This is a genomic window from Streptomyces sp. 8N616, from assembly GCF_052246385.1.
In the GTDB taxonomy this organism is placed as follows: Bacteria; Actinomycetota; Actinomycetes; order Streptomycetales; family Streptomycetaceae; genus Streptomyces.
Map to the genome: position 1 here is coordinate 91,520 of NZ_JBQQBY010000014.1, position 24,475 is coordinate 115,994.

The 24,475-nt window shown below is 70.7% G+C and carries 22 protein-coding genes, 2 tRNA genes and 1 pseudogene; 15 read left to right on the forward strand and 10 right to left on the reverse strand.

Going from position 1 to position 24,475, the window contains the following annotated elements; all coding sequences use genetic code 11:
* Nucleotides 1-69: 69 nt before the first annotated feature.
* Nucleotides 70-142, forward strand: a tRNA-Ala gene (locus ACTWQC_RS14975).
* A gap of 109 nt (nucleotides 143-251) precedes the next feature.
* Here ACTWQC_RS14975 and ACTWQC_RS14980 read toward each other — a convergent pair.
* Nucleotides 252-971 (reverse strand): DUF5324 family protein, encoded by a 720-nt coding sequence (locus tag ACTWQC_RS14980; protein WP_443316155.1) that lies wholly within the window; start codon nucleotides 969-971, stop codon nucleotides 252-254.
* Nucleotides 972-1,230: 259 nt separating this feature from the next.
* Here ACTWQC_RS14980 and ACTWQC_RS14985 point away from each other — a divergent pair, with 259 nt between their 5' ends.
* Together ACTWQC_RS14985 and ACTWQC_RS14990 are read left to right on the forward strand one after the other, a co-directional pair.
* A complete protein-coding gene (locus tag ACTWQC_RS14985; protein WP_443316238.1) occupies nucleotides 1,231-1,764 on the forward strand; it encodes a peptidylprolyl isomerase in 534 nt (177 codons plus the stop codon).
* Between the two features lie 106 nt (nucleotides 1,765-1,870).
* A complete protein-coding gene (locus ACTWQC_RS14990; RefSeq protein ID WP_443316156.1) occupies nucleotides 1,871-2,773 on the forward strand; it encodes a rhomboid family intramembrane serine protease in 903 nt (300 codons plus the stop codon).
* A 321-nt stretch (nucleotides 2,774-3,094) separates the two neighbouring features.
* Here the strand turns inward: ACTWQC_RS14990 and crgA are convergent, their stop codons facing one another.
* The gene (gene crgA / locus ACTWQC_RS14995; protein WP_443316157.1) at nucleotides 3,095-3,352 is read right to left on the reverse strand and encodes a cell division protein CrgA; all 258 of its coding nucleotides are present in this window, start codon (nucleotides 3,350-3,352) and stop codon (nucleotides 3,095-3,097) included.
* 155 nt (nucleotides 3,353-3,507) lie between these two features.
* Here crgA and ACTWQC_RS15000 point away from each other — a divergent pair, with 155 nt between their 5' ends.
* The 6 genes from ACTWQC_RS15000 to ACTWQC_RS15025 all read left to right on the forward strand — a co-directional run bounded on the left by ACTWQC_RS15000 (nucleotide 3,508) and on the right by ACTWQC_RS15025 (nucleotide 8,214).
* On the forward strand, nucleotides 3,508-4,281 hold the full coding sequence (locus ACTWQC_RS15000; RefSeq protein ID WP_443316158.1) for a DUF881 domain-containing protein: 774 nt from the start codon (nucleotides 3,508-3,510) through the stop codon (nucleotides 4,279-4,281).
* A gap of 71 nt (nucleotides 4,282-4,352) precedes the next feature.
* Complete coding sequence (locus ACTWQC_RS15005; protein WP_443316159.1) at nucleotides 4,353-5,048, forward strand: class E sortase; 696 nt, start codon at nucleotides 4,353-4,355, stop codon at nucleotides 5,046-5,048.
* 69 nt (nucleotides 5,049-5,117) lie between these two features.
* On the forward strand, nucleotides 5,118-5,294 hold the full coding sequence (locus ACTWQC_RS15010; protein ID WP_443316160.1) for a hypothetical protein: 177 nt from the start codon (nucleotides 5,118-5,120) through the stop codon (nucleotides 5,292-5,294).
* Nucleotides 5,291-5,932 carry an aminodeoxychorismate/anthranilate synthase component II gene (locus tag ACTWQC_RS15015; RefSeq protein WP_443316161.1) on the forward strand — a complete coding sequence of 214 codons (642 nt, stop codon included), beginning with the start codon at nucleotides 5,291-5,293 and terminating at the stop codon, nucleotides 5,930-5,932. The genes ACTWQC_RS15010 and ACTWQC_RS15015 overlap by 4 nt, the downstream gene beginning before the upstream one ends.
* Nucleotides 5,929-7,446: a class E sortase gene (locus tag ACTWQC_RS15020; protein WP_443316162.1), complete on the forward strand. Its 1,518-nt coding sequence runs from the start codon at nucleotides 5,929-5,931 to the stop codon at nucleotides 7,444-7,446. Before ACTWQC_RS15015 ends, ACTWQC_RS15020 begins: the two co-directional genes overlap by 4 nt.
* 39 nt (nucleotides 7,447-7,485) lie before the next feature.
* Nucleotides 7,486-8,214: a class E sortase gene (locus tag ACTWQC_RS15025; RefSeq protein ID WP_443316163.1), complete on the forward strand. Its 729-nt coding sequence runs from the start codon at nucleotides 7,486-7,488 to the stop codon at nucleotides 8,212-8,214.
* 180 nt (nucleotides 8,215-8,394) lie between these two features.
* Here the strand turns inward: ACTWQC_RS15025 and ACTWQC_RS15030 are convergent.
* The 7 genes and pseudogenes from ACTWQC_RS15030 to ACTWQC_RS15060 form a co-directional block, all read right to left on the reverse strand.
* Nucleotides 8,395-8,670, reverse strand: a pseudogene (locus ACTWQC_RS15030) (methyltransferase domain-containing protein); the annotation flags it as partial.
* Between the two features lie 158 nt (nucleotides 8,671-8,828).
* Nucleotides 8,829-10,841 carry a Stk1 family PASTA domain-containing Ser/Thr kinase gene (pknB, locus tag ACTWQC_RS15035; protein WP_443316164.1) on the reverse strand — a complete coding sequence of 671 codons (2,013 nt, stop codon included), beginning with the start codon at nucleotides 10,839-10,841 and terminating at the stop codon, nucleotides 8,829-8,831.
* 167 nt (nucleotides 10,842-11,008) lie between these two features.
* Nucleotides 11,009-12,466, reverse strand: coding sequence for a peptidoglycan D,D-transpeptidase FtsI family protein (locus tag ACTWQC_RS15040; protein ID WP_443316165.1), 1,458 nt, complete (start codon nucleotides 12,464-12,466; stop codon nucleotides 11,009-11,011).
* Nucleotides 12,463-13,854, reverse strand: a complete 1,392-nt coding sequence (locus ACTWQC_RS15045) for an FtsW/RodA/SpoVE family cell cycle protein (RefSeq protein ID WP_443316166.1) — start codon at nucleotides 13,852-13,854, stop codon at nucleotides 12,463-12,465. Before ACTWQC_RS15045 ends, ACTWQC_RS15040 begins: the two co-directional genes overlap by 4 nt.
* A 22-nt stretch (nucleotides 13,855-13,876) precedes the next feature.
* Nucleotides 13,877-15,421, reverse strand: coding sequence for a protein phosphatase 2C domain-containing protein (locus ACTWQC_RS15050; RefSeq protein ID WP_443316239.1), 1,545 nt, complete (start codon nucleotides 15,419-15,421; stop codon nucleotides 13,877-13,879).
* Between the two features lie 141 nt (nucleotides 15,422-15,562).
* Nucleotides 15,563-16,084 carry an FHA domain-containing protein FhaB/FipA gene (locus tag ACTWQC_RS15055; protein ID WP_443316167.1) on the reverse strand — a complete coding sequence of 174 codons (522 nt, stop codon included), beginning with the start codon at nucleotides 16,082-16,084 and terminating at the stop codon, nucleotides 15,563-15,565.
* A gap of 10 nt (nucleotides 16,085-16,094) precedes the next feature.
* A complete protein-coding gene (locus ACTWQC_RS15060; protein WP_443316168.1) occupies nucleotides 16,095-16,928 on the reverse strand; it encodes an FhaA domain-containing protein in 834 nt (277 codons plus the stop codon).
* 424 nt (nucleotides 16,929-17,352) lie between these two features.
* On the opposite strand from ACTWQC_RS15060, the gene ACTWQC_RS15065 reads away from it, so the two are divergent.
* The 3 genes from ACTWQC_RS15065 (at nucleotide 17,353) to ACTWQC_RS15075 (ending at nucleotide 20,232) form a co-directional block, all read left to right on the forward strand.
* Nucleotides 17,353-17,439: transfer RNA gene (locus ACTWQC_RS15065), tRNA-Leu, on the forward strand.
* 226 nt (nucleotides 17,440-17,665) lie between these two features.
* Nucleotides 17,666-19,549 carry a sensor histidine kinase gene (locus tag ACTWQC_RS15070; RefSeq protein ID WP_443316240.1) on the forward strand — a complete coding sequence of 628 codons (1,884 nt, stop codon included), beginning with the start codon at nucleotides 17,666-17,668 and terminating at the stop codon, nucleotides 19,547-19,549.
* A 29-nt stretch (nucleotides 19,550-19,578) separates the two neighbouring features.
* A complete protein-coding gene (locus ACTWQC_RS15075) occupies nucleotides 19,579-20,232 on the forward strand; it encodes a response regulator (protein ID WP_443316169.1) in 654 nt (217 codons plus the stop codon).
* 144 nt (nucleotides 20,233-20,376) lie between these two features.
* On the opposite strand, the gene ACTWQC_RS15080 is transcribed toward ACTWQC_RS15075, so the two are convergent.
* Nucleotides 20,377-21,027 (reverse strand): FMN-dependent NADH-azoreductase, encoded by a 651-nt coding sequence (locus ACTWQC_RS15080; protein ID WP_443316170.1) that lies wholly within the window; start codon nucleotides 21,025-21,027, stop codon nucleotides 20,377-20,379.
* 106 nt (nucleotides 21,028-21,133) lie between these two features.
* On the opposite strand from ACTWQC_RS15080, the gene ACTWQC_RS15085 reads away from it, so the two are divergent.
* The 3 genes from ACTWQC_RS15085 to ACTWQC_RS15095 all read left to right on the forward strand — a co-directional run bounded on the left by ACTWQC_RS15085 (nucleotide 21,134) and on the right by ACTWQC_RS15095 (nucleotide 24,456).
* Complete coding sequence (locus ACTWQC_RS15085; RefSeq protein WP_443316171.1) at nucleotides 21,134-21,505, forward strand: winged helix-turn-helix transcriptional regulator; 372 nt, start codon at nucleotides 21,134-21,136, stop codon at nucleotides 21,503-21,505.
* A 182-nt stretch (nucleotides 21,506-21,687) separates the two neighbouring features.
* Entirely contained in the window at nucleotides 21,688-23,280 is a 1,593-nt protein-coding gene (locus ACTWQC_RS15090; RefSeq protein ID WP_443316172.1) for a DUF2252 domain-containing protein, read from the forward strand.
* Nucleotides 23,281-23,643: 363 nt separating this feature from the next.
* Entirely contained in the window at nucleotides 23,644-24,456 is an 813-nt protein-coding gene (locus ACTWQC_RS15095) for a J domain-containing protein (RefSeq protein WP_443316241.1), read from the forward strand.
* Nucleotides 24,457-24,475: the final 19 nt, after the last annotated feature.

Genomic DNA, 24,475 nt, shown 5'->3' on the forward strand with positions numbered 1-24,475 from the left:
CCGAAGACCCGGTACTCTTGTCTGCGGCACTCAACCGGACGCGGTTCGACGGCTTGATCCACCACCCTCGGGGCCTTAGCTCAGTTGGTAGAGCGCTGTCTTTGCATGGCAGATGTCAGGGGTTCGACTCCCCTAGGCTCCACCCAAAGAACGCCCCCTCACCTGCGAAAACGCGGTGAGGGGGCGTTGTGGTGACGGTCCCGGCCGGGATGGTGGTGCTCCCGGTCGTGAGGACGGGTCCGGGGGAGAGCTCAGCGCTGGTCGCCTCGCTTGCCCTCCTCCGTCTCGGCCTGGTTCGCCTGGGCGTCAGGATCCAGGGTGTCGCTGCCGTCCACCGAGGTGAGCGGCGGGCGGTCGCCGAGCTCCGTGGCGGCCGGGGGCTCGACCAGCCAGTCCGGGTTGGCCTGTTTGTCCCACCACTTCCAGACGGCGATGGCGCCCGACGCCAGCATGCCGAGTACCAGGAACCGCTTGGCCACCCGGCCGCCCTGGGCGCGGAGCCGGCGCCGGCGCGCCAGCTTCTGGATGTCCGCGGCGGTCACGTGGTTCCGCAGTGCCGCGAAGGCCGCCGCGCTGCGCTGCACCGCCTCTTCCCGCACCGGCTCCGCGGCGGCGACCGCATGCCCGATCCGGGGCGCGGTGTAGTCGGCGGCCTGCCGTGCGGCCGTACGCGCTCGCTTGGCGGTGCGCATGGCGGCGGCGTCCACCTTCGGCGGCAGCGCCCCGCGTGCCTGTTTGATGCCCTGCCGCAGGCGCGGCTGGAGGTGCGCGTCGTACTGCACGAGTGCGGTGTGGCGGGCCTGGTGCGCGGCCTGGGACACCTTGGGCGCCAGCCGTACGCGGGCCTCGTGCGCGTAGTGCACGGCCTGGTCCCTTGCGGTACCGGCGTATGGCGCCACCACCTCCGCGGCGTGCAGCACGCTGTCCTTCGCGGTGCCTGTCGCGGCGCGCACGCTGTGATTGCGGGTCACGGGATTTCCTCCTCCTCGGTGGCGTACGTTTTGTCGCCTTTCCACCCGATAAGAGATCATGCCCGTTCGCTCGTCGGATGGCATGTGCGGACGGGCATCCGGGTCAAGTTCCCCGAAAGGAGATCAACTACCGCTGATGGGGAGCCTCCTCCGACTTTCCCACTGTTCTGTGGCACCCGCGCCGGTTCGTCGGCTACTCGTCCCGAGTGGGTCCGTGCGAGGATCGGTGAACGTCAGTGAGAACTACGGAAGGCAGATCGTGGCTGAGCAGCTCTACGCCACCCTGAAGACCAACCAAGGCGACATCGAGATCCGGCTCCTGCCGAACCATGCGCCGAAGACGGTCAAGAACTTCGTCGAGCTTGCCGAGGGCACTCGCGAGTGGACCCACCCGGCGACCGGCAAGCGTTCCCAGGACAGGCTGTACGACGGCACGGTCTTCCACCGGGTGATCAGTGGCTTCATGATCCAGGGCGGTGACCCGCTGGGCAACGGCACCGGCGGCCCGGGCTACGAGTTCGGCGACGAGTTCCACCCGGACCTCGCGTTCAGCAAGCCCTACCTGCTGGCCATGGCCAACGCCGGGCCGGGCACCAACGGCTCGCAGTTCTTCATCACCGTCGCGCCGACCGCGTGGCTGACCGGCAAGCACACCATCTTCGGCGAGGTCACCGACCCGAAGAGCCAGCAGGTTGTGGACACCATCGCGGCCACCGCCACCAACCCGCGCACCGACCGTCCGCTCAAGGACGTGGTGATCGAGTCGGTCGTCGTGGAGACCCGCGAAGGCTGACCGGAACGGGAACCATCCCGCCCCGCCCGTCCGTATGACGGGCGGGGCGGTCTTTGCGCGGCTGCTGCCAGGCGGGGATCGCGCATGCGGAGGAGACGAGGGACCGATGGATCAGGCGCCAGGAAGCCCGGACACTCCCGCGGCCGCGGGCGGCACGCCGGGCTGCTACCGGCATCCGGAGCGCGAGACCGGCGTCCGCTGCGCCCGGTGTGAGCGGCCCATCTGCCCGGACTGCATGGTCAGCGCATCGGTCGGCTTCCAGTGCCCGGATTGCGTCAAGGGCACGTCCGGCAACGGGCAGGCGCCGTACGCTTCCCGGCCCCGCACCATCGCGGGCGGCACGGTGGCCGCCGACCCCCACCTCATCACCAAGATCCTTCTGGGCCTCAATCTCGCGGTCTTCGTCGCCGTGCTCGTCGTCGGCGACCGGCTTGTCGACGAGCTCGCCCTCGTCGGCGAGTGGCCACCGCCGCCTTATTACGTGCCGACGGAAGGCGTCGCGGAGGGGCAGTGGTACCGGCTGCTGACCGCGGTCTTCCTGCACCAGGCGCCGTGGCACATCGCCTTCAACATGCTGGGCCTGTGGTGGCTCGGGGGGCCGCTCGAGGCCGCGCTCGGCCGGGTGCGCTATCTCGCGCTCTACCTGCTGTCCGGGCTCGGCGGCAGCGCGCTCACCTACTGGCTCGCAGGCTCCGGCCAGCCCTCGCTCGGCGCCTCCGGCGCGATCTTCGGTCTGCTCGGAGCGACTGCGGTGCTGATGCGGCGGATGAACTACGACATGCGCCCCGTCATCGTCCTGCTCGTGCTCAACCTGGTCTTCACCTTCACCTGGGCCAACATCGCCTGGCAGGCTCACATCGGCGGGCTGGTGGTCGGCGCGGCCGTCGCGTACGGGATGGTGCACGCGCCGCGCGAGCGCCGCGCCCTCGTCCAGCGCGTCACGTGCCTGGTGGCGCTGCTGGCGATCGTCGCGGTCGTGTGGATACGGACGCTCCAGCTCACCGGCTGAGCAGGTCCGCCGCCCTCGCCTCGTCCCCGCCTCCCCTTCGCCCCAGCCGGGCCGTAGTGAGCTGAAGAGGAACCTCGACGTCAAGTTGTCCACAGCGGGTGTCGGATCTTGTGCATGCTGTGGGGAACGGCTGTCCGCTATCGCACTGACCTGCGTTTTCCCAGCAAAATCAAGGCTCGTTCGTGCGTCATACGACGTACCACCTGTCACACCGGCGTCAACGGCCCGGAGGTTATCCACAGATCGTCTGACCTTTTCCCCATGTGGACAGGCCTGTGGATAACTCTGTGGGCAACCTTGGGGCAAGGGTCGCGGACGGGCCTACTTCCACTGCGTGGAGACCACGAATCCCGCTGCGATGAAGCCGAAGCCGACGACGATGTTCCAGTTGCCGAGGGCGTCGATCGGCATGTCCCCGGTGGTCACGTAGAAGACGACGATCCAGGCCAGGCCGATCAGGAACATGGCCAGCATCAGCGGAGCCACCCAGCGGCGGCCGCTGGACAGATCGATGCTCGTCTGCTGCTTCGCGGGCGGCGGTGTGAAATCGGCCTTCTTGCGGATACGTGACTTCGGCACGAGGGTCTCTCCTGTCGATGCGCTGCGTGACCGCGCAGAGCTGCTTGGTAATGCTTGGTTCTCCGTCGCCGGGGCGGTCCGTGATGGGGAGCACTGCCTCCCCCGGGCGTCAGTTAGCGTAGTGCTTCCGCGGCGTCGAAGGAGATAAGGGTACGGTGAGCAATTCAGCGGACACCCCCGCCGGCCGGCCCCCGCGGGCCCGCCGGTTCCGGCCCGTGCGCCTGCTGACCGCCGGGGTCTTCGCCCTCGCCGGACTCATCTTCTGGACGAGTTTCCATACGGCACAGGGCACCAATCTGCGCACTGACGACTCGATGCTGAAGCTCTCGGACCTCATTCAGGAGCGCAGCCGCAAGAACCATGAGCTCGACGACGAGGCCGCCACCGCCCGCTCCCAGGTCGACCGGCTCGCCCAGCGCGACGACGGCAGCAGCGCGGCCGAGGACCGCAGGCTCCGCGGCCTGGAGAACGCCGCGGGCACCACGAAGCTCACCGGCCAGGGCGTGACCGTCACCCTCACCGACGCGCCCCCGAACGCCACCGCCCGCATCCCCGGGGTCCCCGAGCCGCAGCCCAACGACCTCGTCATCCACCAGCAGGACCTTCAGGCCGTGGTCAACGCGCTCTGGCAGGGCGGCGCCAAGGGCATCAAGGTCATGGACCAGCGGCTGATCTCCACCAGCGCGGTCCGCTGCGTGGGCAACACGCTCATCCTCCAGGGCCGGGTCTACTCCCCGCCCTACAAGGTGACCGCGGTCGGCAGCGTCCCCCGGCTGGAGAAGGCGCTCTCCGACTCCCCGACGATCCAGAACTACATGCAGTACGTCAACGCGTACGGGCTCGGCTGGAAAGTCGATACGCACAGGGCGGTGACTCTTCCCGGCTACTCCGGCACAGTGGATCTCCACTACGCCAAGCCCGTGGAGTAGCGAGCCCCCGTGGGGGAGCGAGCCCACGGAGCAGCAGGCCCGAGGGGCAGCCGGGACGGAGGTTCGGCACGGTGGCCGTGCGACTGATCGTCAGAACGTTCAGCGAGCTCTGCGTCACCGTCGGCACCGTCATCGTGCTCTTCGTCGTCTACGTGCTGTTCTGGACGGGCGTACGGGCCGACCGCGCGATGGACGGCCAGATCGACCGGCTCGAGGAGCAGTGGTCGACGGGCCCGGTGTCGGAGGCGAAACCGGCCGAGGGCGACGGTGAACCCGGGCGGCAGCAGAAGCCGTACGAGGACGGGGAGCCGTTCGCCGTCATGTACGTCCCGCGCTTCGGCTCCGGCTGGGCCAAGCCGGTCCTCGAGGGCACGGGCACCGGCACCCTCAAGAAGGGCCTCGGCCACTACGCCCGTACCGCCCGCCTCGGGGCGACCGGGAACTTCGCGGTCGCCGGCCACCGCCGCACCTACGGCGACCCGTTCAAGGACGTCCCCGAGCTGCGGCCCGGCGACGCGGTGGTGCTGGGCGACGGCACCACCTGGTTCACGTACCGCATCGACCGCGAGCCCCACCGCACGCTGCCGACCGACACCGCCGTCCTCGACCCGGTACCGGAGAAGGCGGGGTACGCGGGCCCCGGCCGCTATCTGACGCTGACCACCTGCGAGCCCGAGTGGGGTCACAGCCACCGGCTGATCGTCTGGGCGCACCTGGACGCCACCCAGCCCGTCGAGCGGGGCAAGCCGGACGCATTGCGCAGCTGACCCACCGGCCACACCCGCGGCCCTTTACTCTGGTGCTCATCGACACCGTCATCGGCAAGTAGGGACAGCATGTACGGCTGGATCTGGCGGCATCTGCCGGGGAACACATGGGTGCGGGCGCTGATCTCGCTCGTGCTCGTACTGGCGATCGTCTTCGTCCTCTTCCAGTACGTCTTCCCGTGGGCGGAACCGCTGCTGCCGTTCAACGACGTGACCGTCGACAACGGAGGCCGGGCAGCACGATGAGCACCGCACGCATCCTGGTCGTCGACAACTACGACAGCTTCGTCTTCAACCTCGTCCAGTACCTCTACCAGCTGGGTGCCGAGTGCGAGGTGCGGCGCAACGACGAGGTCGAACTCGCCCACGCGCAGGACGGGTTCGACGGCGTGCTGCTCTCCCCCGGGCCCGGGACGCCCGAGCAGGCGGGGGTCTGCGTCGACATGGTGCGGCACTGCGCGGACACCGGGGTGCCGGTCTTCGGGGTGTGCCTGGGGATGCAGTCGATGGCGGTCGCGTACGGCGGGGTCGTGGACCGGGCGCCGGAGCTGCTGCACGGCAAGACGTCGAGGGTGACGCACGCGGGCGTGGGTGTCTTCCAGGGCGTGCCGTCGCCCTTCACCGCGACCCGCTACCACTCGCTGGCCCTCGAACGCGACACGGTCCCGGACGAGTTGGAGATCACCGCCTGGACCGGGAGCGGGGTCGCGATGGGGCTGCGGCACCGCGATCTGCCCGTCGAGGGCGTGCAGTTCCATCCCGAGTCGGTGCTCACCGAGTGGGGCCACCGGATGCTGGCCAACTGGCTGGTGGCGTGCGGTGACGCCGGTGCCGTGGAACGGTCGGCGGGCCTCGCGCCGGTGGTGGGCAGGGTCGGCGCGTGACGGCACTCCGCCCCGAGCGCGAATCCGCGTCGCCGTACGGAGAGCCGTACGGCGACGCAGACGCGTTCGAGGCGGCTGTGGGGCGTATGGACGACCCGCTGAACGACCCGCTGCCGGAGCAGGGCCACGGGCCCGGATACGAGAGCGGGGCCCCGGCGCCGGACAGCCGGCAGGCGTCGGCGCAGTCCGCGGCCCAGGAGACGTACGGCGGGCCCGGGGCGTACGAGGCCTACGGCGCACGCGAGCCGTACCGGACCGGCGAGCCGTATGACGCCGAGGCGTACGGGGGCCATGAGGGCTACGAGTCCAGCGGTGGCTATGGGTCTCAGGGGGGCTACGAGGCCTACGAGAGCCGCGAGGCAGGCAGGAACGGCGAGGCGTACGAGGGCGCGTACGAGCCCGCGTACGAGTCCCGGAGGAGCCCGAGTCGCGAGCAGGTCGAGGCCATCCGGCAGGCGGCCCGGCAGGCCGTCCAGGAAGCCTCGCGGCAGGCCGCCGCTTCCCCGCAGACGGACGCGGGTGCCACCGCCCTGCTTCCGACCGTGTCCGATCCCGCTGCCGCCGATCCGGCCGTCGACGGTCCGCCGGGCGGGCTGCCGCCGATCGACGACGAGACGGTCGCCCTGCGCGTCCCCGCGACCGTCGGGAGCGGTGACCCCGGTATACCGCCCGGCGGCGGCCGTGCGGCGCGGCGCAAGGCGGCCAAGGGCAAGCGGGGCGGCAGGCGTGCCCGCGGGCGCCGGCCCGCGAACGCCCCCGCCGCGGCGGGGGCGGACAGTCCCGCGCCCACCTCCCGGCTCGAGGCCCGGCGGCTGGCGCGGGCGCGCAAGGACCCGCCCGGGGTCGTCGCCAGCCGGGTCGTCGGTGAGCTGTTCATCACGATCGGCGTGCTGATGCTGCTGTTCGTGACCTACCAGCTCTGGTACACCAACGTCCTCGCCCACGCGCAGGCCGGTGGTGCCGCCAACAACCTGCAGAAGGCGTGGGACCAGGACGGCGCGGAGGACGACCGCAGGGCGGGGGCGTTCGCGCCCGGCCAGGGCTTCGCCATCATGTACATCCCCAAGCTGGATGTGAAAGTCCCGATCGCCGAGGGCATCGACAAGCACAAGGTCCTCGACCGCGGCATGGTCGGCCACTACGCCGACGGCAAGCTGAAGACCGGGATGCCCTGGGACAAGAAGGGCAACTTCGCGGTCGCCGGGCACCGCAACACGCACGGCGAGCCGTTCCGTTACATCAACAGACTCGACCCGGGCGACGAGATCATCGTCGAGACGCGGAACACCTTCTACACGTACGAGATGGCGAGCATCCTCCCGCAGACCTCGCCGGCCAACATCGGCGTGATCCGTCCGGTGCCGCCGGGCTCCGGGTTCACCGGACCGGGCCGCTACATCACGCTGACGACCTGCACCCCCGAATTCACCAGTACCTACCGGATGATCGTCTGGGGCAAGATGGTCGATGAGCGGCCGCGCAGCAAGGGCAAGCCGGACGCGCTCGTCGGCTAGACCTTCATCTCACCCCCAGTGGAAACGGAGCAGGACGCGGTGGCAGCGACCCAGCACGCACAGGACACCGAGGCGCGTCCACCGCAGCGCCGGCGCGGTACGTTCAGGCGGACAGCCGCCGTCGTCAGCGTCATGGGCGAACTCCTCATCACGGCGGGCCTGGTGCTCGCCCTGTTCGTCGTCTACTCGCTGTGGTGGACGAACGTCCTCGCGGACCGCGATGCCGCGAAGAAGGGTGACGAGGTCCGCGACCGCTGGGCGGCGAAGGGGCCGGGCGAGCTGGACACCAAGGACGGGATCGGCTTCCTTCACGTCCCGGCGATGAGCAGCGGGGAGGTGCTGGTCACCAAGGGGACGGGCACCAAGGAGCTCAACAACGGTGTGGCCGGGTTCTACACCAAGCCCGTGAAGTCGGCGATGCCCTGGGACAAGAAGGGCAACTTCACGCTCGCCGCACACCGGGACGGGCACGGCGCGAAGTTCCACAACATCGACAAGATCGGCGAGGGCGACGCGGTGGTCTTCGAGACCCGCGACACCTGGTACGTCTACAAGGTCTACGCGACGCTGCCGGAGACCTCGAAGTACAACGTGAAGGTGCTCGACTCCGTACCGAAGGAGTCGGGCAGGAAGAAGGCCGGCCGCTACATCACGCTGACGACCTGCACGCCGGTCTTCACGTCGAAGTACCGCTACATCGTGTGGGCGGAGCTGGAGCGCACGGAGAAGGTGGACGCGGACCGCACGCCGCCCAAGGAACTGCGCTAGGCACCGTCCGATGGGTCATGCCGAGGCTTCCACGGCACGGTGACCGTTGCCGCCATGCGTCTTTGGCTCCGCTCGTGCCCGCGGACAGTCCTTTAGTGGCACTCCATCACCCTGAGCCGCTGTCCACCGAATCTACTGTCTGCGCATCAGCAGATGGCCCCGCGAACGCGGCTACCGGCCCGCCCCGCGGGCAAGATCGATCATCACCGGCGACAGGTCGACGCCGAAGACGTCCAGTCCCAGGTCCCGCAGGTGCGCCGTCACATATCCAGGGCCACATCCCAGCTCGGCGACGGGCCCGCCATCAGCGGCCCGCGTCAACTCGGCGAACGCAGCGAGCACCGCGCGATCCAGCGGAAGCTCGTCGAGCCCATTGCGGGTGACATGGGCATAGCGGACAGCGACGGCGTCGTAGGCATCAGCTGTCGCACGGAGGTACGAGGAGGGTTCAGTCACAGGGGACGACACGAGAACCTTCGCGATCGGGTACAGCGACTGACCCATCAGACAGGCCCTGGCAGCCGTACGTACGCCGAAGGCCCCGGCTCCCACTCGCATGGAAGCCGGAGCCTTCGCCGTGCCGTACGGACGGACAGGCGGGCGGTTGCCGGCCGTCAGTCCTTGCTGCGGACGGTGCCGGTCGGGCCGCCGAAGATGCCGCCGTCGTCGCCGCCCTCGTTGTCACCGTTCCCGTCGACCGTGGTGATGTTGACGGTCGTGCCCTTGGCCACCGGGCTGCCGCCCTGCGGGTCGGTCAGGACCACCGTGGAGTTGTCCTCCTGCGGGCCGGTGATGGTGCCGACGGTGAGGCCGGCATCCTCGATGGCCTTCCTCGCGTCCTTGAGCTTCTGGCCGACCACCTGCGGGACCTGGGTCTGCTCGGCGGCCTTGGCGACCTTGAGGTTGACCGTCGACTCCGGTTCGACCTCGGTGCCGGCGGCCGGCGTCTGGTCCACCACGGTGCCTTCGGCGACACCCTGCTGGTCGACGTCAGTCCTCGTGACCTGCAGCCCCAGCGCCTCGAGCTGGGCCTTCGCCTCTTCGAAGGTCTTGGTGGTCACCGGAGGAACGGTGACCGTCTCCTTCTTCTTGGCGACCGTGAGCGTGATCGTGGCCGTCTTCGGCTTCTTGGTGCCGGCCTTGGGTGCCTGCTTGAGCACCGTGCCGGGCGACCGGTCCGATTCGATCGACTTCGTCAGGATCTGGTCGCGGTCGAAGCCCTTCCTGACGAGCCGGTCCCTTGCGTCCTCGATCGGCAGGTCCTCCACGTCCGGGACGGGAATCAGCTCGGGCCCCGAGCACAGCGTGACCGTGACGGTCTCGTCCTTCGCGATCCTCGAGCCCGCGGCCGGGTCCTGCTTGGTGATCTGGTTCTTCTTCTGGTCCTCGCAGGGAATGGGGTCCCCGTCGTCCTTGACGACGAAGCCGCCGCTGTCGCCCTGCTGTTGGGCGTCCTTCAGGGTGTCGCCGATGAAGTTCGGCACCTCCACCCGGTCGGCGGGGCTGTCGGTGCCGAAGAGCTCACGGCCGATGAAGATCGCGCCGACGAGCACCAGTATGCCCGCGACGACCAGCAGGATCGTCGAGGTGCTGCTCTTCTTCTGCCCGCCGCCGCGGCGCCGGTCCGGCCGCTCGTCGTAGCCGAAGCCGCCGTCGTCCTCGCGCATGGGCGGCAGCATGGAGGTCTGCCCGCCGGCCTCCTGCGCGCGCAGGGCGGTCGTCGGCTGGTCGTCGCCGTAAGCGCCGTAGCCGACCGCGCCCAGGGCCGCCGTGGCCGCCACGGGCTGCTGCCCGTCGAGGGCCGCCTCGATGTCGGCGCGCATCTCGTCGGCGCTCTGGTAGCGGTAGTCCGGGTCCTTCACCAGCGCCTTGAGGACGATCGCGTCCATCGCCGGGGAGATCTCCGGGTCGTACACGCTCGGCGGCTGGGGCTCCTCGCGGACGTGCTGGTATGCCACGGCGACCGGGGAGTCGCCCACGAAGGGCGGCCGTACGGTGAGCAGCTCGTACAGCAGACAGCCGGTGGAGTACAGGTCCGAGCGGGCGTCTACGCTCTCGCCCTTGGCCTGCTCGGGCGAGAGGTACTGGGCGGTGCCGATGACGGCCGCGGTCTGCGTCATGGTCATGCCGGAATCGCCCATGGCGCGCGCGATGCCGAAGTCCATGACCTTGACCTGGCCGGTGCGCGTCAGCATGACGTTCGCCGGCTTGATGTCGCGGTGCACGATCCCGGCCCGGTGGGAGTACTCCAGCGCCTGAAGGATGCCGATGGTCATCTCCAGCGACCGCTCGGGCAGCAGCTTTCTGCCGGAGTGCAGCAGCTCGCGGAGGGTCGACCCGTCCACGTACTCCATCACGATGTACGGGATCGAGACTCCGTCGACGTAGTCCTCGCCGGTGTCGTAGACCGCGACGATCGACGGGTGGTTGAGCGAGGCGGCCGACTGGGCCTCTCGGCGGAACCGGGCCTGGAACGACGGGTCGCGGGCGAGGTCCACCCGGAGCGTCTTCACAGCCACGGTGCGGCCGAGGCGCGTGTCATGGGCGAGGTACACCTCGGCCATGCCTCCGCGGCCGAGCACCGAGCCCAGCTCGTACCGGCCGCCGAGGCGACGCGGCTCTTCCATAGCTTCTCCAGCCCTCTTCCGTCATTCCCACGCACCGGTGGGGTCCGGCGGTGTGCTGCTCGGGCATACCGTACCCGGCACGCCGTGGTGGACCCGGCCAGCTGCCGTTACCTGATACAGGACCGGTACTGTCACAAGGGCAGTTCGGTTCAGCGGTGTGACCGGGCTCACTTCTCGCTGTTGATTACCGCCTCCATGACGTCCTTGGCGATCGGGGCGGCGAGACCGCCGCCGGAGATGTCGCCGCGATCGGCGTCGGAGTCCTCGACGACGACCGCGACCGCGACGGGCGAGCCCTCGTCGGTCTTGGCATACGAGAGGAACCAGGCGTACGGCCTCTCGCTGTTCCCCACGCCGTGCTGGGCCGTACCGGTCTTGCCACCCACAGTGACGCCCGGCATCTGGGCGCCGGAGCCGGTGCCCTCCTTGACGACGGTCTCCATGGCGTCCTGAATCTGCTGGGCGTGCTCCGGCGAGAGGGGTTCGCTCATCTCCTCGGGCTTGTGCTGCTCGACCACGTTGAGGTTCGGGGCCTGCAGCTGGTCCACCATGTACGGCTTCATCAGCTTGCCGTCATTGGCGATCGCGGCGGTCACCATGGCCATCTGCAGCGGTGTGGCCGACGTCTCGAACTGGCCGATGGAGGACAGAGCGGTCTGCGGCAGGTCCATCTTCGTGGAGAAGGCGCTCTTCACCGCACGGACCGGGGTGTCGATCTCGGGGTTGTTGAAGCCGAACTTCTCGGCCGTCTCGACCATCTTGTCCCGGCCGAGGTCGGAGCCGATCTTGCCGAAGGTGGTGTTGCAGGAGACGCGCAGGGCCTCGCGGATGCTGGCGTTCTTGCAGGGAAGGTCGCCGTGGTTCTTCAGCGGGGTGCTGGTGTTCGGCAGGTTCCAGGGCAGCGGCGACTCGGTCTTCGCGTCGATGTCGTCGTACAGGCCGTGCTCGAGGGCGGCGGCGGCTGTGACCACCTTGAAGGTCGAGCCGGGCGGGTAGGCCTGCTTCAGAGCCCGGTTGAGCATGGGCTGGTCTTTGTCGTTCAGCAGCGACTTGTAGGCCGCGCCGTCGTTCATGCCGGCGATCGTGGAGGGGTCGTACGACGGGGTGCTGGCCAGCGCGAGGATCGCGCCCGTCTGCGGATCGATGGCGGCGACGGCGCCCTTCTTGTCACCGAGCCCCTTGAAGGCCGCCTTCTGCGCCGTGGAGTCGAGGGTGGTGACGACCCGTCCGCCCTTCTTCTGCTTGCCCGTGATCATGTCGATCGTGCGGTTGAAGAAGAGGCGGTCGTCGTCACCGGTGAGTATGCCGTCGTTGAGCTTCTCGAGCTGATTGGCGTCGTACACCTGGGACGCGTAGCCGGTCACCGGCGCCCACATCGGGCCGTTCTTGTACGTGCGCTTGTACTTGAAGTCGCCGGTGTCGGTCGTCGTCGAGCCGGTGATCGCCTTCCCGTCGACGATGATGTCGCCGCGCGGCACGCTGTAGCGGGTGATGGCGACGCGACGGTTGTTCTTGTCGTTCTTGAGCTCGTCGGCCTGGACGAACTGAACCCAGTTGACGCGGACCAGCAGGGCGAGGACGAGCAGGCCGCAGAAGATCGCGACCCGGCGGAGGGGCTTGTTCACGGTCGGACCACCTGGGTCATCTCGGCGTCGGTGGACGGGGCCGGGGCGGGGGCCGGCCGGCGCGCGGTGTCGCTGATGCGCAGCAGGACGGCGACGAGCGCCCAGTTCGCGACGACGGACGAACCGCCCTGCGCGAGGAACGGCATGGTCATACCGGTCAGCGGGATCAGGGCGGTGACGCCGCCCGCGACGACGAAGACCTGGAGCGCGAAGGCGCCGGACAGGCCGACGGCGAGGAGCTTGCCGAAGGGGTCACGGGCGGCCAGGGCGGTCCGCATGCCGCGCTCGATCAGCAGCGCGTAGAGGATGACGATCGCCATCATGCCGGTCAGGCCCAGCTCTTCGCCGACGGTGGCGAGAATGTAGTCGCTCTTCGCGCCGAGGCCGCCGATGAGCCGCGAGTAGCCCTGGCCGAGCCCGGATCCCAGGATGCCGCCCGAGCCGAACGAGTACATCACCTGCGCGGTCTCGGTGACGGCGCCGTCGATGGTGGCCAGCGGGTTGAGCCAGTTGTCGACCCGGGCGCCGACGTGGGTGTTGAAGGAGGCCACGAAGACGGCGCCGGCGGCGGAGAGCAGCAGGCCGAAAACGATCCAGCTGGTGCGCTCGGTGGCGACGTACAGCATGACCACGAAGAGGCCGAAGAACAGCAGCGAGGTGCCCAGGTCGGTCTCGAAGACCAGGATCATCAGGCTGATCGCCCAGATCACCAGGATCGGGCCCAGGTCCCGGCCGCGCGGCAGGTACATGCCCATGAAGCGGCGGCTGGCGAGCGCGAGGGCGTCGCGCTTGACCATCAGGTAGCCGGCGAAGAAGACGGTGATGATGATCTTCGCGAACTCGCCGGGCTGGATGGACCCGACGCCGGGGATGACGATCCAGATCTTCGCGCCGTTGACGGCGGGGAAGAACATGGGCAGGGCCAGCAGGACCAGCGCCACGGCCATGGAGATGTAGGTGTAGCGCTGCAGTACGCGGTGGTCCTTGAGGAAGGCCAGAACGCCGAGGAAGAGCGCGACGCCGAGCGTCGACCACATCAGCTGGCCGGGGGCCTTGGGACCGCCGAGCACCTCGGTGGTGACGAGCGGCTCCTGGTCGAGCCGCCAGATCAGCACCAGGCCGAGGCCGTTGAGCAGCGTCGCGAGCGGAAGCATCAGCGGGTCGGCGTACGGGGCGAACTTGCGCACCATCAGATGCGCGACGCCCGCGAGGAGGCCGAGCCCCAGGCCGTAGCCGAGCATGCCCGCGGGCACACTCTCCTCCTTCGCCAGACCGACGTTGAGGTAGGCGAAGACGGGGATCAGCACGGCGAAGACGAGCAGGGCGAGTTCGGTGTTGCGCCTGCTCGGTGCTCCCACGGAGCTGATGGTGGTCGTATTACTGGTCATGGCTTGGATGGCCCCCTACCGGCTACTGCTGGGTGCTATCGCACTGCTTGGCCAGCTGCTTCTCTTCCTCCGACAGCGTGGGGCCGGGTGTCGGAGTGGCGCTGGGCTTGGTCGGTTCCTCCGCGCGCGTGACGGGAGTGCTGCCTGTCGAGCCGCCGGCCTCGCCCTGCTGCTCGCCCGGCTTGGCCTGCTGGTCCTCGGCCTTCTCGCGCTGTTCGGCCTGCTCCTTGGCGGCCTTGGCCTGCTCGGCGCGCTTGTGGCAGGCACCGGCCTGCTTGCCGAGGTCCTCGACCTTGTCCTTGGCCTGGCCGAGGCTGCCGACCGCGATCGTGTCCTCGACCTGCTTGCGCTGGTAGGCGGGGAGGTACTTGAGTTCGATCTCGGGGTGGTCCTCGTGCACCTCGTTGAGGCTGATCCAGGCCAGATCCTGGCTGATGCCCTGGTAGAGCGCGACGTGCTCGCCCTTGGCGCCCACGTAGTACTGGGTCTGGGTCCAGCGGTAGCCGCCGTACCCGGCCGCGCCGACCAGGCCGAGCGCGAGCGTGATGATCAGGGACCGCTTGAGCCATCTGCCGCGGCGGCCCGGCTTGATGAAGTCCTCGTCGGTGTACGTGCCGTAGCCGCCGTCGCTGAGTCCCGCGATGCCGGGGTCGCCGCTGCCGGGCGGGCCGAAGCCGCCGGCCGCGGAGCCGGGCCCCTGTGACGGGACGCCGCGGCCGAGCCCGGCGGCGCGTCCGGCCGGGGTCTCCATGGCGCCGTTGTCGCCCAGGTGCTGCGGGTTCTCCGCGACCGCGCCGACGACGACCGGGGTGTCGTTGAGCTGCCCGGCGAGGGTGTCGCTGTCGTCCACGTCGAGGACGTCGGCGACGATGCAGGTGATGTTGTCGGGGCCGCCGCCGCGCAGCGCGAGCTGGATGAGCTCCTGCACGGTCTCGTGGGGGCCCTGGTAGCCGGCGAGGGTGTCCTCGAGGGTCTGGTGGCTGACGACGCCGGAGAGGCCGTCGGAGCAGATGAGGTACCGGTCGCCGGCCCGGACCTCACGGATGGAGAGGTCGGGCTCGACGTGGTCGCCGCTGCCCAGCGCGCGCATCAGCAGGGAGCGCTGCGGGTGGGTGGTGGCCTCTTCCTCGGTGATCCGGCCCTCGTCGACGAGCCGCTGCACCCAGGTGTGGTCCTGGGTGATCTGGGTGAGGACGCCGTCACGCAGCAGGTACGCGCGGGAGTCGCCGACGTGGACGAGGCCGAGCCGCTGGCCGGTCCACAGCAGGGCGGTGAGCGTGGTGCCCATGCCCTCGAGCTGGGGGTCCTCCTCGACCATGACGCGCAGCTGCTCGTTGGCGCGCTGCACGGCGCTGCCGAGGGAGGTGAGGATGTCGGAGCCGGGCACGTCGTCGTCGAGCTGGACGAGCGTGGAGATCACCTCGGAGCTGGCGACCTCGCCGGCGGCCTGGCCGCCCATGCCGTCGGCGATGGCGAGGAGGCGGGGGCCGGCGTAGCCGGAGTCCTCATTGCCTTCGCGGATCATGCCTTTGTGCGATCCGGCGGCGAAGCGCAGTGACAGACTCATGCGCACCTCGCCGGTCGGCTCGGGGTACATCCGCACGGTGCCCACCCTCCGGTCGGGAGCGCGCTCACGTCTGCCGCGCCGGCTGCCGCAAAGGCTGCCGGCGCGGCCAGGGCCCGCTCGCTCCGCTCGCTCATTCTCGTACTACTTCCGCAGCTCGATGACGGTCTTGCCGATGCGGATCGGCGCACCCAGCGGAATCGGTGTCGGGGTGGTGAGTCGGGTCCGGTCGAGATACGTGCCGTTGGTGGACCCGAGATCCTCGACGATCCATTGGCCGTCACGGTCCGGGTAGATCCTGGCATGCCTGCTCGACGCGTAGTCGTCGTCCAGCACGATCGTCGAGTCGTGTGCCCGGCCGAGGGTGATCGTCTGGCCCTGGAGGGCGACCGTGGTGCCGGTCAGGGAGCCTTCGGACACCACGAGCTTGGTGGGCGCTCCGCGGCGCTGGCGGCCGCCGCCCCGGTTGTTCGACGGCGCGCGCTGCTGCGGGGGCTGCTGCCGGCCGGCGGGCTGCCGTGCCTGGCCCTCCCCGCGGCGCGCGGCGCGCTGGGTTACGCGCGTGCCGAACAGATCGCTGCGGATGACCTGTACGGCCACGATGACGAACAGCCACAGTACGGCGAGAAAGCCCAGCCGCATGACCGTCAGGGTCAGCTCTGACATTGCCCCCGCTTCACCCTTCGGCTTGCCGGTAAACGATGGTGGTGCTGCCCACGACGATCCGCGAGCCGTCGCGGAGCGTAGCGCGGGTGGTGTGCTGTCCGTCCACCACGATGCCGTTGGTGGACCCCAGATCCTGGATCGTCGAGGGCGTTCCGGTCCGGATCTCGCAGTGCCGGCGGGAGACTCCGGGGTCGTCGATCCGCACGTCGGCCTCGGTGCTGCGGCCCAGCACCATCGTCGGCCGGGAGATCTGGTGGCGGGTGCCGTTGATCTCGATCCAGCGGCGGGTCTGCGCGCTCGGCATCGGGCCCGCACTCGCGCCGGGCAGCCGGGTCACCGGGGCAGGACCTCCGGCGCGGGCGGCGGGCGGCGGCGCGGCGGGCATGGGCGGGGCGCCCGCGGGCTGCGCGGGGTAGCCGCCGGGGCGCTGGGCTGCGGCGGGGCGCCTGCCCTGCGGGGCCTGGGACTCGCTCGAGGCGAGCGTGCGGCTGCGCACCCGGTACAGCCCGGTGTCCAGGTCGTCCGCCTTCTCCAGGTGCACCTTGATCGCGCCCATGAAGGTGTAGCGCTGCTGCTTCGCGTAGTCGCGAACCATGCCGGAGAGCTCGTCGCCGAGCTGGCCCGCGTACGGGCTGAGGCGCTCGAAGTCCGGCGTGCTCAGCTCGACGATGAAGTCGTTGGGGACCACGGTCCGGTCGCGGTTCCAGATGGTGGCGTTGTTGTCGCACTCGCGCTGAAGTGCTCCCGCGATCTCGACGGGCTGCACTTCCGATTTGAACACCTTGGCGAAGGTGCCGTTCACGAGACCCTCGAGACGCTGCTCGAAGCGCTTCAGTACTCCCACGGGGCACCTCCTTCCCTGATGCGTTCCTCGAAGCCGTCCTGGTACTGCTTACTGATCGTATCCACGAGCCGCAAACACAAGTGGTTCCACTTCCCACCCCCGCCGTCGAGTGTCGCCCCTCACAGGCTGATCCGGGACGGGCCACACCGGATGGTAGAGGCCATCCCCGGAACAGTGTCGCGCAATCGCGGCGGTACGCGGGGCCACGAGGCGGGTACGGGGTCCCCGCGCTGCTCCGCGGGCTGCTCCGAGGGCCGCTCCCGGGCTGCCCGCGGGCCGCCCCGGGGCCGCCCGTGCGGCCTGGGAATAGGCGTGTGAACCCACCCCTGCCAGCGTGCTAACCTTCTGGATGTCGGAAGGCGCTCCCACGCGACACGGACGGATCGGTCCGGGGAATGTGAGAGAGCCGGACGACAACACCCATGCGCGGGTGGCGGAATAGGCAGACGCGCTGGATTCAGGTTCCAGTGCCCGAAAGGGCGTGGGGGTTCAACTCCCCCCTCGCGCACCACGAGAAGCTCCGCAGGTCCTCGGATCTGCGGAGCTTTTGTCTTGTCTGCTGCCGGTCTGCTGCCGGTCAGATGCCGGTCAGCTGTCTGACGGGAGCCCGGCCGCGGTCCGTTCGCCCGGTGGGCGCGACTGGTGGGTGCGCCTGGTGAGTGCGACTTTCGTCGCACCGGGGCGCGACGAAGGGGGAGTGCGCCGGTGGGCGGGCGCTGCCTAGCGTGTGCCGCGTGATGGCGAGCGAGAGGGCAAGGGCACACGCCGTGTGGAGCCGCCTGGTCGTACCGGGGGCGTGGCCGCGGCGGCGGATCGTCGGTGAGGTGGTGCTGTCCCTGGCCCTGGCGCTGCTCGCGGCCGGTCTTGAGAGCCTGACCAGCGGTAGCGGACTGCGGATTCTCGCGACTGCGGTGGCGGTGGGGCTGCTGTCGCCGCTGCGGCGCGTACTGCCGGCGACCGTGTTGGTTGTCACAGGCGCGGCGGCCGGTGGGCTCGGCGGGTTCGCGCCGCTGCTGATCGTCGCGGGCTGGTCGGCCGGGCGCGGCATCGCGTCGAGGGGGAGGGCGGTCGGGTCGTTCAGCGCCGCCATGGTCCTGCACGCGGCGCTCAGCGCGTACACCGAGGCCCCGGCCCTCGCCCCGGTCGCGACGCTGATCTTCTCCACCGTCTTCTTCCTGGCCACGACCGTCGTGCCGGGCCTGGCGAGCCGCTACTGGAGGCAGCGCCGCAGGCTGCTGGACGCGCTCCGGGAGCACAACGCCCAGCTGCTGCGCGAGCGCGCGATGATCGCCGGTCAGGCGCGGATGCGGGAGCGTCAGCGGATCGCGCAGGACATGCACGACAGCCTTGGTCACCAGCTGGCCCTGATCGCCGTGCACACGGGTGCCCTGGAGGTCGACCCCGAGCTGACCGAGCGGCAGCGCGAGGCCGTGGGTGTGCTGCGGGACGCCTCGGTGGCCGCGATGCACGAGCTGCGCGAGGTCGTGGGGATCCTGCGGGACGGCACGCCGGAGCCGCAGCCCGTGGAGGGCGCGCAGCCCGCCTCGCGGGGTGCGGTGGGCATCGAAGCGCTCGTGGAGGCGTCGCGGGCCGTGGGCGCCGCTGTGGAGCTGCGGCGCTCGGGCGAGCCGCGGCCGCTGGCACCGGCGGCCGACCACGCGGCGTACCGCATCGCCCAGGAAGGTCTGACGAACGCTCACAAGTACGCGGCGGGGGCGTGGATCACGGTGGGACTGCGGTACGAGCCGGACTCGCTGGTGGTGGAGGTCGCCAACGGGCCGGTGCCCGTGCCGGCCGCAGGCGCGGGACAGGCCGGGAACGGCGCGGCGGTGCGCGGCGGCCAGGGCCTCGTCGGGCTGCGCGAGCGGGCCCGGCTGATCGGGGGGATGGTGCACGCGGGGCCGACGGGCGACGGGGGGTTCCGGGTGGCGGGCGTGCTGCCGTACGGGCCGGATGGGGGCGGGGGCGGGCGCGGTGGCGGGTGTGCCGGCCCTGGTGGTGCGGCGAGTGGGGGCCAAGGCGGTGCGGCGGGCCGGGACGCGGGCGGTCCGGCGAGTGGGGTGGCCGGTGTGGCCGATCCCACGCTCTTCGTGGACGGGGCGGACGACTTTTGGACGCAGGGCGAGGGGGTCGCGCTCGGCGACTCGTACACCGGCGACTCGTACACCGGCGACCCGTACGCGGGCGGCCCGTACACCGGCGACCCGTACGCGGGCGGCTCGTACGCCGAAGGGGCGGGCCTGGTGGCGAAGAGCTCACGGGGCCGGAGCCTGGCCCTCGGCTGCGCGATTCTCTCGGGGATCGCGCTGGTGATGGTTGCACTGGTCGTCTGGGGCTTCGCCCTCGTCGTGGGGGAGGCCGGCGAGAGCATGATCGACCCCTCGGTCTACGAGTCGGTGCGCATCGGCGACCCCGAGGTGGAGGTGCGGGACAAGCTGCCCAAGGGTTCGTTCATGACCGGGGGGCTGCACGAGAAGGGCCCGGCGAAGCCCGAGGGCGCCGCCTGCCTGACCCTGATGTCGACCGAGACGCCGAAGAACTGGGATACCCAACCGGCCTTCCGCTTCTGCTTCCGGGACGGGAAGCTGATCGAGAAGCGGTCCTTCGCGGTCAGGGAGTAGTAGACGGGTGCGAGGCGGGTGGGGGAGTCGTGATCAGGGTTCTCGTCGCGGACGACGAACCGCTCATACGGGCGGGCATCAGGATGATCCTCACCTCGGCCGAGGACATCTCCGTGGTCGCGGAGGCGGCGAACGGCCGTGAGGCGCTCGAGCTGGCCCGGTCCCATTCGGTCGACGTCGCCCTGCTCGACATCCAGATGCCGGTGATGGACGGACTGTCGGCGCTCGCCGAGCTGCGCGCCGCCGCCCCTGCCGTACGGGCCCTCATCCTCACCACCTTCGGTGAGAGGGAGAACGTGCTGCGCGCCCTGAGCAGTGGCGGCGCGGGCTTTCTGCTGAAGGACTCCGCGCCGGGTGAACTGATCAGCGCGGTACGTGCCGCGGCGGGCGGTGACGCGTATCTCTCGCCGGGGGCCACCCGGCACGTGGTCGACTCGCTGGCCTCGGGGCGGGCGGCGGCGCGGGGCGAGGAGGCCCGGCGGCGGCTCGAGGTGCTGACCGCGCGGGAGCTGGAGGTGCTCGCGCTGCTCGGCGAGGGGCTCTCGAACGCGGACGCGGGCGAGCGGATCCATATGAGCGAGGCGACGGTGAAGACGTACGTCAGCCGGATCCTCGCGAAGCTCGGGTGCGGGAACCGGGTGCAGGCGGCGCTGCTGGCGCGGGACGCCGGGCTCGGGGAGTAGACCCGGGCCCGGCGTCCTGTGCGGCCGCCGCCTGGTCAGCGGACGTCGGCGGTCGCCGGCGCACGGCAGGGGACGTCAGCGGACGTCGGCCGTCGTCAGCGGACGGCAGCGGATGGCAGTGACGGTCGGGCCAACGGCGGTTCCTCAGGCCGCGAGGCGGGTGGCGAGGGCCTTGGCCTTCTGCACCGCGTCTTCGTGGGCCTTGGCGCGGGAGGCATCGGCCAGGTCGACGAGGTCCGCCATCGCCGGGGTCGCCCTGGCCATGGTCAGCTCCGGGACGATGAAGTCGACCTCGAGGCCGAGCAGGCCGTTCAGCACCTTGTCCAGGTAGGTCTGCACGAACTCGAAGTCCTCACGCGGAGTGCCCGGCGCGTACGAGCCGCCGCGGCTGGCCACAACGGTCACCGGCTTGCCTGCGGCGGACTGGGTGTCACCGGCGGTCAGCCCCATGATGACCACGTGGTCCAGCCAGGCCTTGAGGCTGGACGGGATCGTGAAGTTGTACATCGGGGCGCCAATGAGGACGGCGTCGGTCTGCTCCAGCTCCTCGGCGAGGGTTGTGCGCAGGGCGAAGGCGGCCTGCTGTTCGGGGGTGTGCTCGGAAGGGTCCGAGAAGCCCGCGGAGATGGCGACGGCGTCGATGTGCGGGATCGGGTCGGCGGCGAGGTCGCGGTAGATGACCTTGCCGGTCGGGTGCTGCTCCTCCCAGGCCTTGCGGAAGGTGGCGGTGACGTCACGCGAGGCGGAGCCGTCCTGGGGGAGGGCGGACGAGTCGAGGTGAAGAAGTGTGGGCATCGGGACCTCCGACAAAGAATCCGGGTTGCATTCCGTACGTAGCTAGTTTTAACACAGCCACTTACTTTTCTGCAGCAGATGACGGGAGCCCAGTACTCTGGTGGGCATGGACGGTGGGGTGGACCACAGCGAGCAGGCGTGCAAGGAAGTCGATGCGGGCATGACCCGCGTCTTCCAGCTCCTCGGTAAGCGCTGGACCGGACTGGTCGTGTCCGTGCTGCTGCAGCGCGCGGTGCACTTCGTCGAGCTGCGCCGGGCGATCCCCGGTATCAGCGAGCGCATGCTCTCGGACCGGCTGACGGAGCTGGGGGCGGCGGGGCTGGTCGTTCGGGAAGTGGACGAGGGGCCGCCGCTGCGGGTGGCTTACCGGCTGACCGAGGCGGGGCGGGCACTGGAGCCCGCGCTCAAGGAACTCGGGCGATGGGCGGAGCAGTATCTGCCGGACGGGGGCCAGTGCCCGAAGAACCTCCGCGGCTAGCCCCGGCTAGCCCGGGAGGGCGGGGTCAAGCCGGGCCGGGGTTGGGGAGGTCGACCGGTCCGGGGGTGGGGCAAAGCCGGTCCTGCAGTGTGGTGAAGCCGGCGCGGGAGTGGGGTGAAGCCGGTCCGGAATGGGGGACGTTGGGGGGCTGATTGGGCGACCGGGGGAGTTATCCACAGGGCATGCGGCCCCGCGGCGAGCGAGGGTACGGTCATGGCCAGTCGTTGTCGGGACGGAACGGGGGGCTGATCGTGTCGACGGACGGGCAGGGCGCGGAGGGGCAAGGCACGGAGGAGCAGGGCGCGGAGGGGCAGGGCGCGGTGGCCGACGAGCGGATTCCGTACGTGGCGGGGTTCGTGCAGTGGTCCGAGGCATCGGCTGCGCCGAAGCAGCGGGGGAAGGCCCTGCGGGCGCGGGTGCCGCGTGCCGCGCACGCCGAACCGCCGTCGGACGCCGGACGGCCGGACGCGGTGGCGGCGGTCGAGGAGTCCAGCGCCGGGCGGCTGCCGGAGCTCGCTCCGATACGCGTCGGCCGGATGGCCGCGACCCCCTTCGCCTTCCTCCGCGGATCGGCCGGGCTGATGGCCTATGACCTCGCAGGGACGCCCATCACGGGGATCGGTGCGCAGATATGCGGGGACGCGCACGCGGCGAACTTCGGGCTCTACGGCGACGCCCGCGGCAGCCTCGTCATCGACATCAACGACTTCGACGAGACGGTGCACGGGCCGTGGGAGTGGGACCTGAAGCGGCTCGTGGCCTCGCTCGTGCTGGCGGGCCGCGAGGCCGGGGCCGACGAGGACACCTGCCGCGCCGCGGCCCACGACGCCACGGGGGCGTACCGGCGGACGATGCGGCTGCTGGCGAAGCTGCCTGCGATGGACGCATGGAACGCGATCGCGGACGAGGAGCTCGTCTCGCACACCGACGCCCACGACCTGGTCGGCACGCTGGAGCGGGTCGCGGAGAAGGCGCGGCGGAACACGAGCGGGCGGTTCGCGGCGCGGGCGACGGAGCTCATGCCGGACGGCGAGGGCGGCGGGGCGGTCGGCGGCGGTGCTGGGGGCGGCGGTGCTGGGGGCGGAGGCCCGCGGCGGCGCTTCACGGACGCACCGCCGGTTCTGCGGAGGGTGCCGGACGTCGAGGCCGCGGCGGTGGCGAAGGCGTTGGGCGGCTATCTCGAGACGCTTCCTGAGGACCGCCTGCCCCTGCTCGCGCGGTACGCCGTGCAGGATGTCGCCTTCCGGCTCGTCGGCACGGGCAGCGTGGGCCTGAGGTCGTACGTGGTGCTGCTGCTGGACCACCGGGGCGAGCCGCTGGTGCTGCAGGTGAAGGAGGCCCGGCCATCGGCTCTGCTGCCGCACGTGGCGAAGGCGGGCTTCGAGATACCGGATGCCGGGCACGAGGGGCGCCGGGTGGTGCTCGGACAGAAGCGGATGCAGGTGGTGAGCGACATCCTGCTGGGCTGGACCAGCGTCGAGGGACGGCCGTATCAGGTGCGGCAGTTCCGGAACCGCAAGGGCAGCGTGGACCCGGCGGCGCTGACCGCCGACCAGATCGACGACTACGGGCGGATGACCGGCGCTCTCCTGGCGCGGGCCCACGCGCACAGCGCGGACCCGAGGCTGGTCGCGGGCTACTGCGGTAAGGGGGAGGAGTTGGACGACGCGATGGCGGCCTTCGCGGTGGCGTACGCGGACCGTACGGAAGCGGACCACGCAGAGCTGGTGGCCGCGGTGCGGAGCGGCCGCATAGCGGCTGAGCTCGGGGTCTGACCGGCGAGCTGCAGCCGCTGCGGTCGGGCGGCTGAGCGCCCATGAGCGCCCAGGTCGGGTGTAGGGCGGCGGTCGGCCACGTGCCAGTCGGACTTGGGGGCGCGGGTGGCCGGCCGGGACGTCGGGATGGTCGGCTCGTGAGGCGGGTGTCGGGGACTGCCGGGTGCGGGCTCGGGTGGCCGGGCTCGGGAGGCGGTTGGCGGGGACGGCCGGGCGGCGGGGCTCGGAAGGCGTGTAGCCGGGCCGGACTGCGGTGGCCGGGACGGGCGGGCGCGGGTGTCGTTGCCCTGCCCGTAGGCTGGCCGGGTGACTAATCCGGAAGCCGAGACGAACCCGGGAGCCGAGCAGGCGGGAGCCGACCAGATGGGCGGGGAGGGGGTGGGGGCGGGGGCCCCGGAGGAACCCCGGCCGGAAGCCCGCCTTGAGCAAGCGGTGCGCGCCGCCGAGCAGGCCCTGATCGAGTTCGAGATCGCCGTCGAGACCTTCCGGGTCGAGGTCGAGAACTTCTCCCGGCTGCACCACCAGCGGCTGGGCCCGATGTACTCGCGGCTCGACGAGCTGGACGCGCAGATCGCGGAGGCCGTCGCGGCCCGGACCGGCGACCCCGAGGACATCCGCAAGGCCCGCGAGGCCCGCGGGCTGGTGCTGCCGATGCCGCGGGTGGAGGAGCTGTTCCATGGCTGGATCGACTCGGAAGGCCTGTCGCCGGAGGCTACGGCGATGCTCACCGAGCGTCCGGTGCGGCCGCCGCAGCGCGTGCGGCCGAGCGAGGAGACCCGCCGTGTCTACCGCGAGCTGGTCCGCCAGGCCCACCCGGATCTGGCGCGCGACGACGCGGAGCGGGAGCGGCGCAGCGCGTTCATCGTGCGGGTGAACGAGGCGTACGCCCGCGGGGACGAGGAAGTGCTGCGCGAACTGGCCGACGAGTGGGCCGCCGGGCCGCGGCCCGATGAGCGGCCACTGAGCCGGAGCGAGGAGCTGTACGCCCGCCTGGAGTGGCTGGCCGAGCGCAAGGAACTGCTGGCCGCGGTCGCTGCCGAGCTGGAAGCCAGCGCGATCGGGGCCATGCTCAAGATGGCGCCGGAGGATCCGGACGGGCTGCTCGAGGAGATCGCCGAGCAGCTGCTGGCGCAGGTCGCCGAGCGGGAGGCCCGGCTGGCGGAGCTGGTTGGGTAACGTGCGAGGGACGGCCCCG

Bases quoted from the DNA above. Each gene is read 5' to 3' on its own strand.
- ACTWQC_RS15015 (WP_443316161.1), top strand. From the start codon at position 5,291: ATGAGCACCGCACGCATCCTGGTCGTCGACAACTACGACAGCTTCGTC.
- ACTWQC_RS15055 (WP_443316167.1), bottom strand. From the start codon at position 16,084: ATGTCAGAGCTGACCCTGACGGTCATGCGGCTGGGCTTTCTCGCCGTA.
- pknB (WP_443316164.1), bottom strand. From the start codon at position 10,841: ATGGAAGAGCCGCGTCGCCTCGGCGGCCGGTACGAGCTGGGCTCGGTG.
- ACTWQC_RS15085 (WP_443316171.1), top strand. From the start codon at position 21,134: ATGGACGGTGGGGTGGACCACAGCGAGCAGGCGTGCAAGGAAGTCGAT.
- ACTWQC_RS15095 (WP_443316241.1), top strand. From the start codon at position 23,644: ATGGGCGGGGAGGGGGTGGGGGCGGGGGCCCCGGAGGAACCCCGGCCG.
- ACTWQC_RS14990 (WP_443316156.1), top strand. From the start codon at position 1,871: ATGGATCAGGCGCCAGGAAGCCCGGACACTCCCGCGGCCGCGGGCGGC.
- ACTWQC_RS15045 (WP_443316166.1), bottom strand. From the start codon at position 13,854: ATGACCAGTAATACGACCACCATCAGCTCCGTGGGAGCACCGAGCAGG.
- ACTWQC_RS15090 (WP_443316172.1), top strand. From the start codon at position 21,688: ATGCGGCCCCGCGGCGAGCGAGGGTACGGTCATGGCCAGTCGTTGTCG.
- ACTWQC_RS15070 (WP_443316240.1), top strand. From the start codon at position 17,666: ATGGCGAGCGAGAGGGCAAGGGCACACGCCGTGTGGAGCCGCCTGGTC.
- ACTWQC_RS15080 (WP_443316170.1), bottom strand. From the start codon at position 21,027: ATGCCCACACTTCTTCACCTCGACTCGTCCGCCCTCCCCCAGGACGGC.
- ACTWQC_RS15050 (WP_443316239.1), bottom strand. From the start codon at position 15,421: ATGAGTCTGTCACTGCGCTTCGCCGCCGGATCGCACAAAGGCATGATC.
- ACTWQC_RS15010 (WP_443316160.1), top strand. From the start codon at position 5,118: ATGTACGGCTGGATCTGGCGGCATCTGCCGGGGAACACATGGGTGCGG.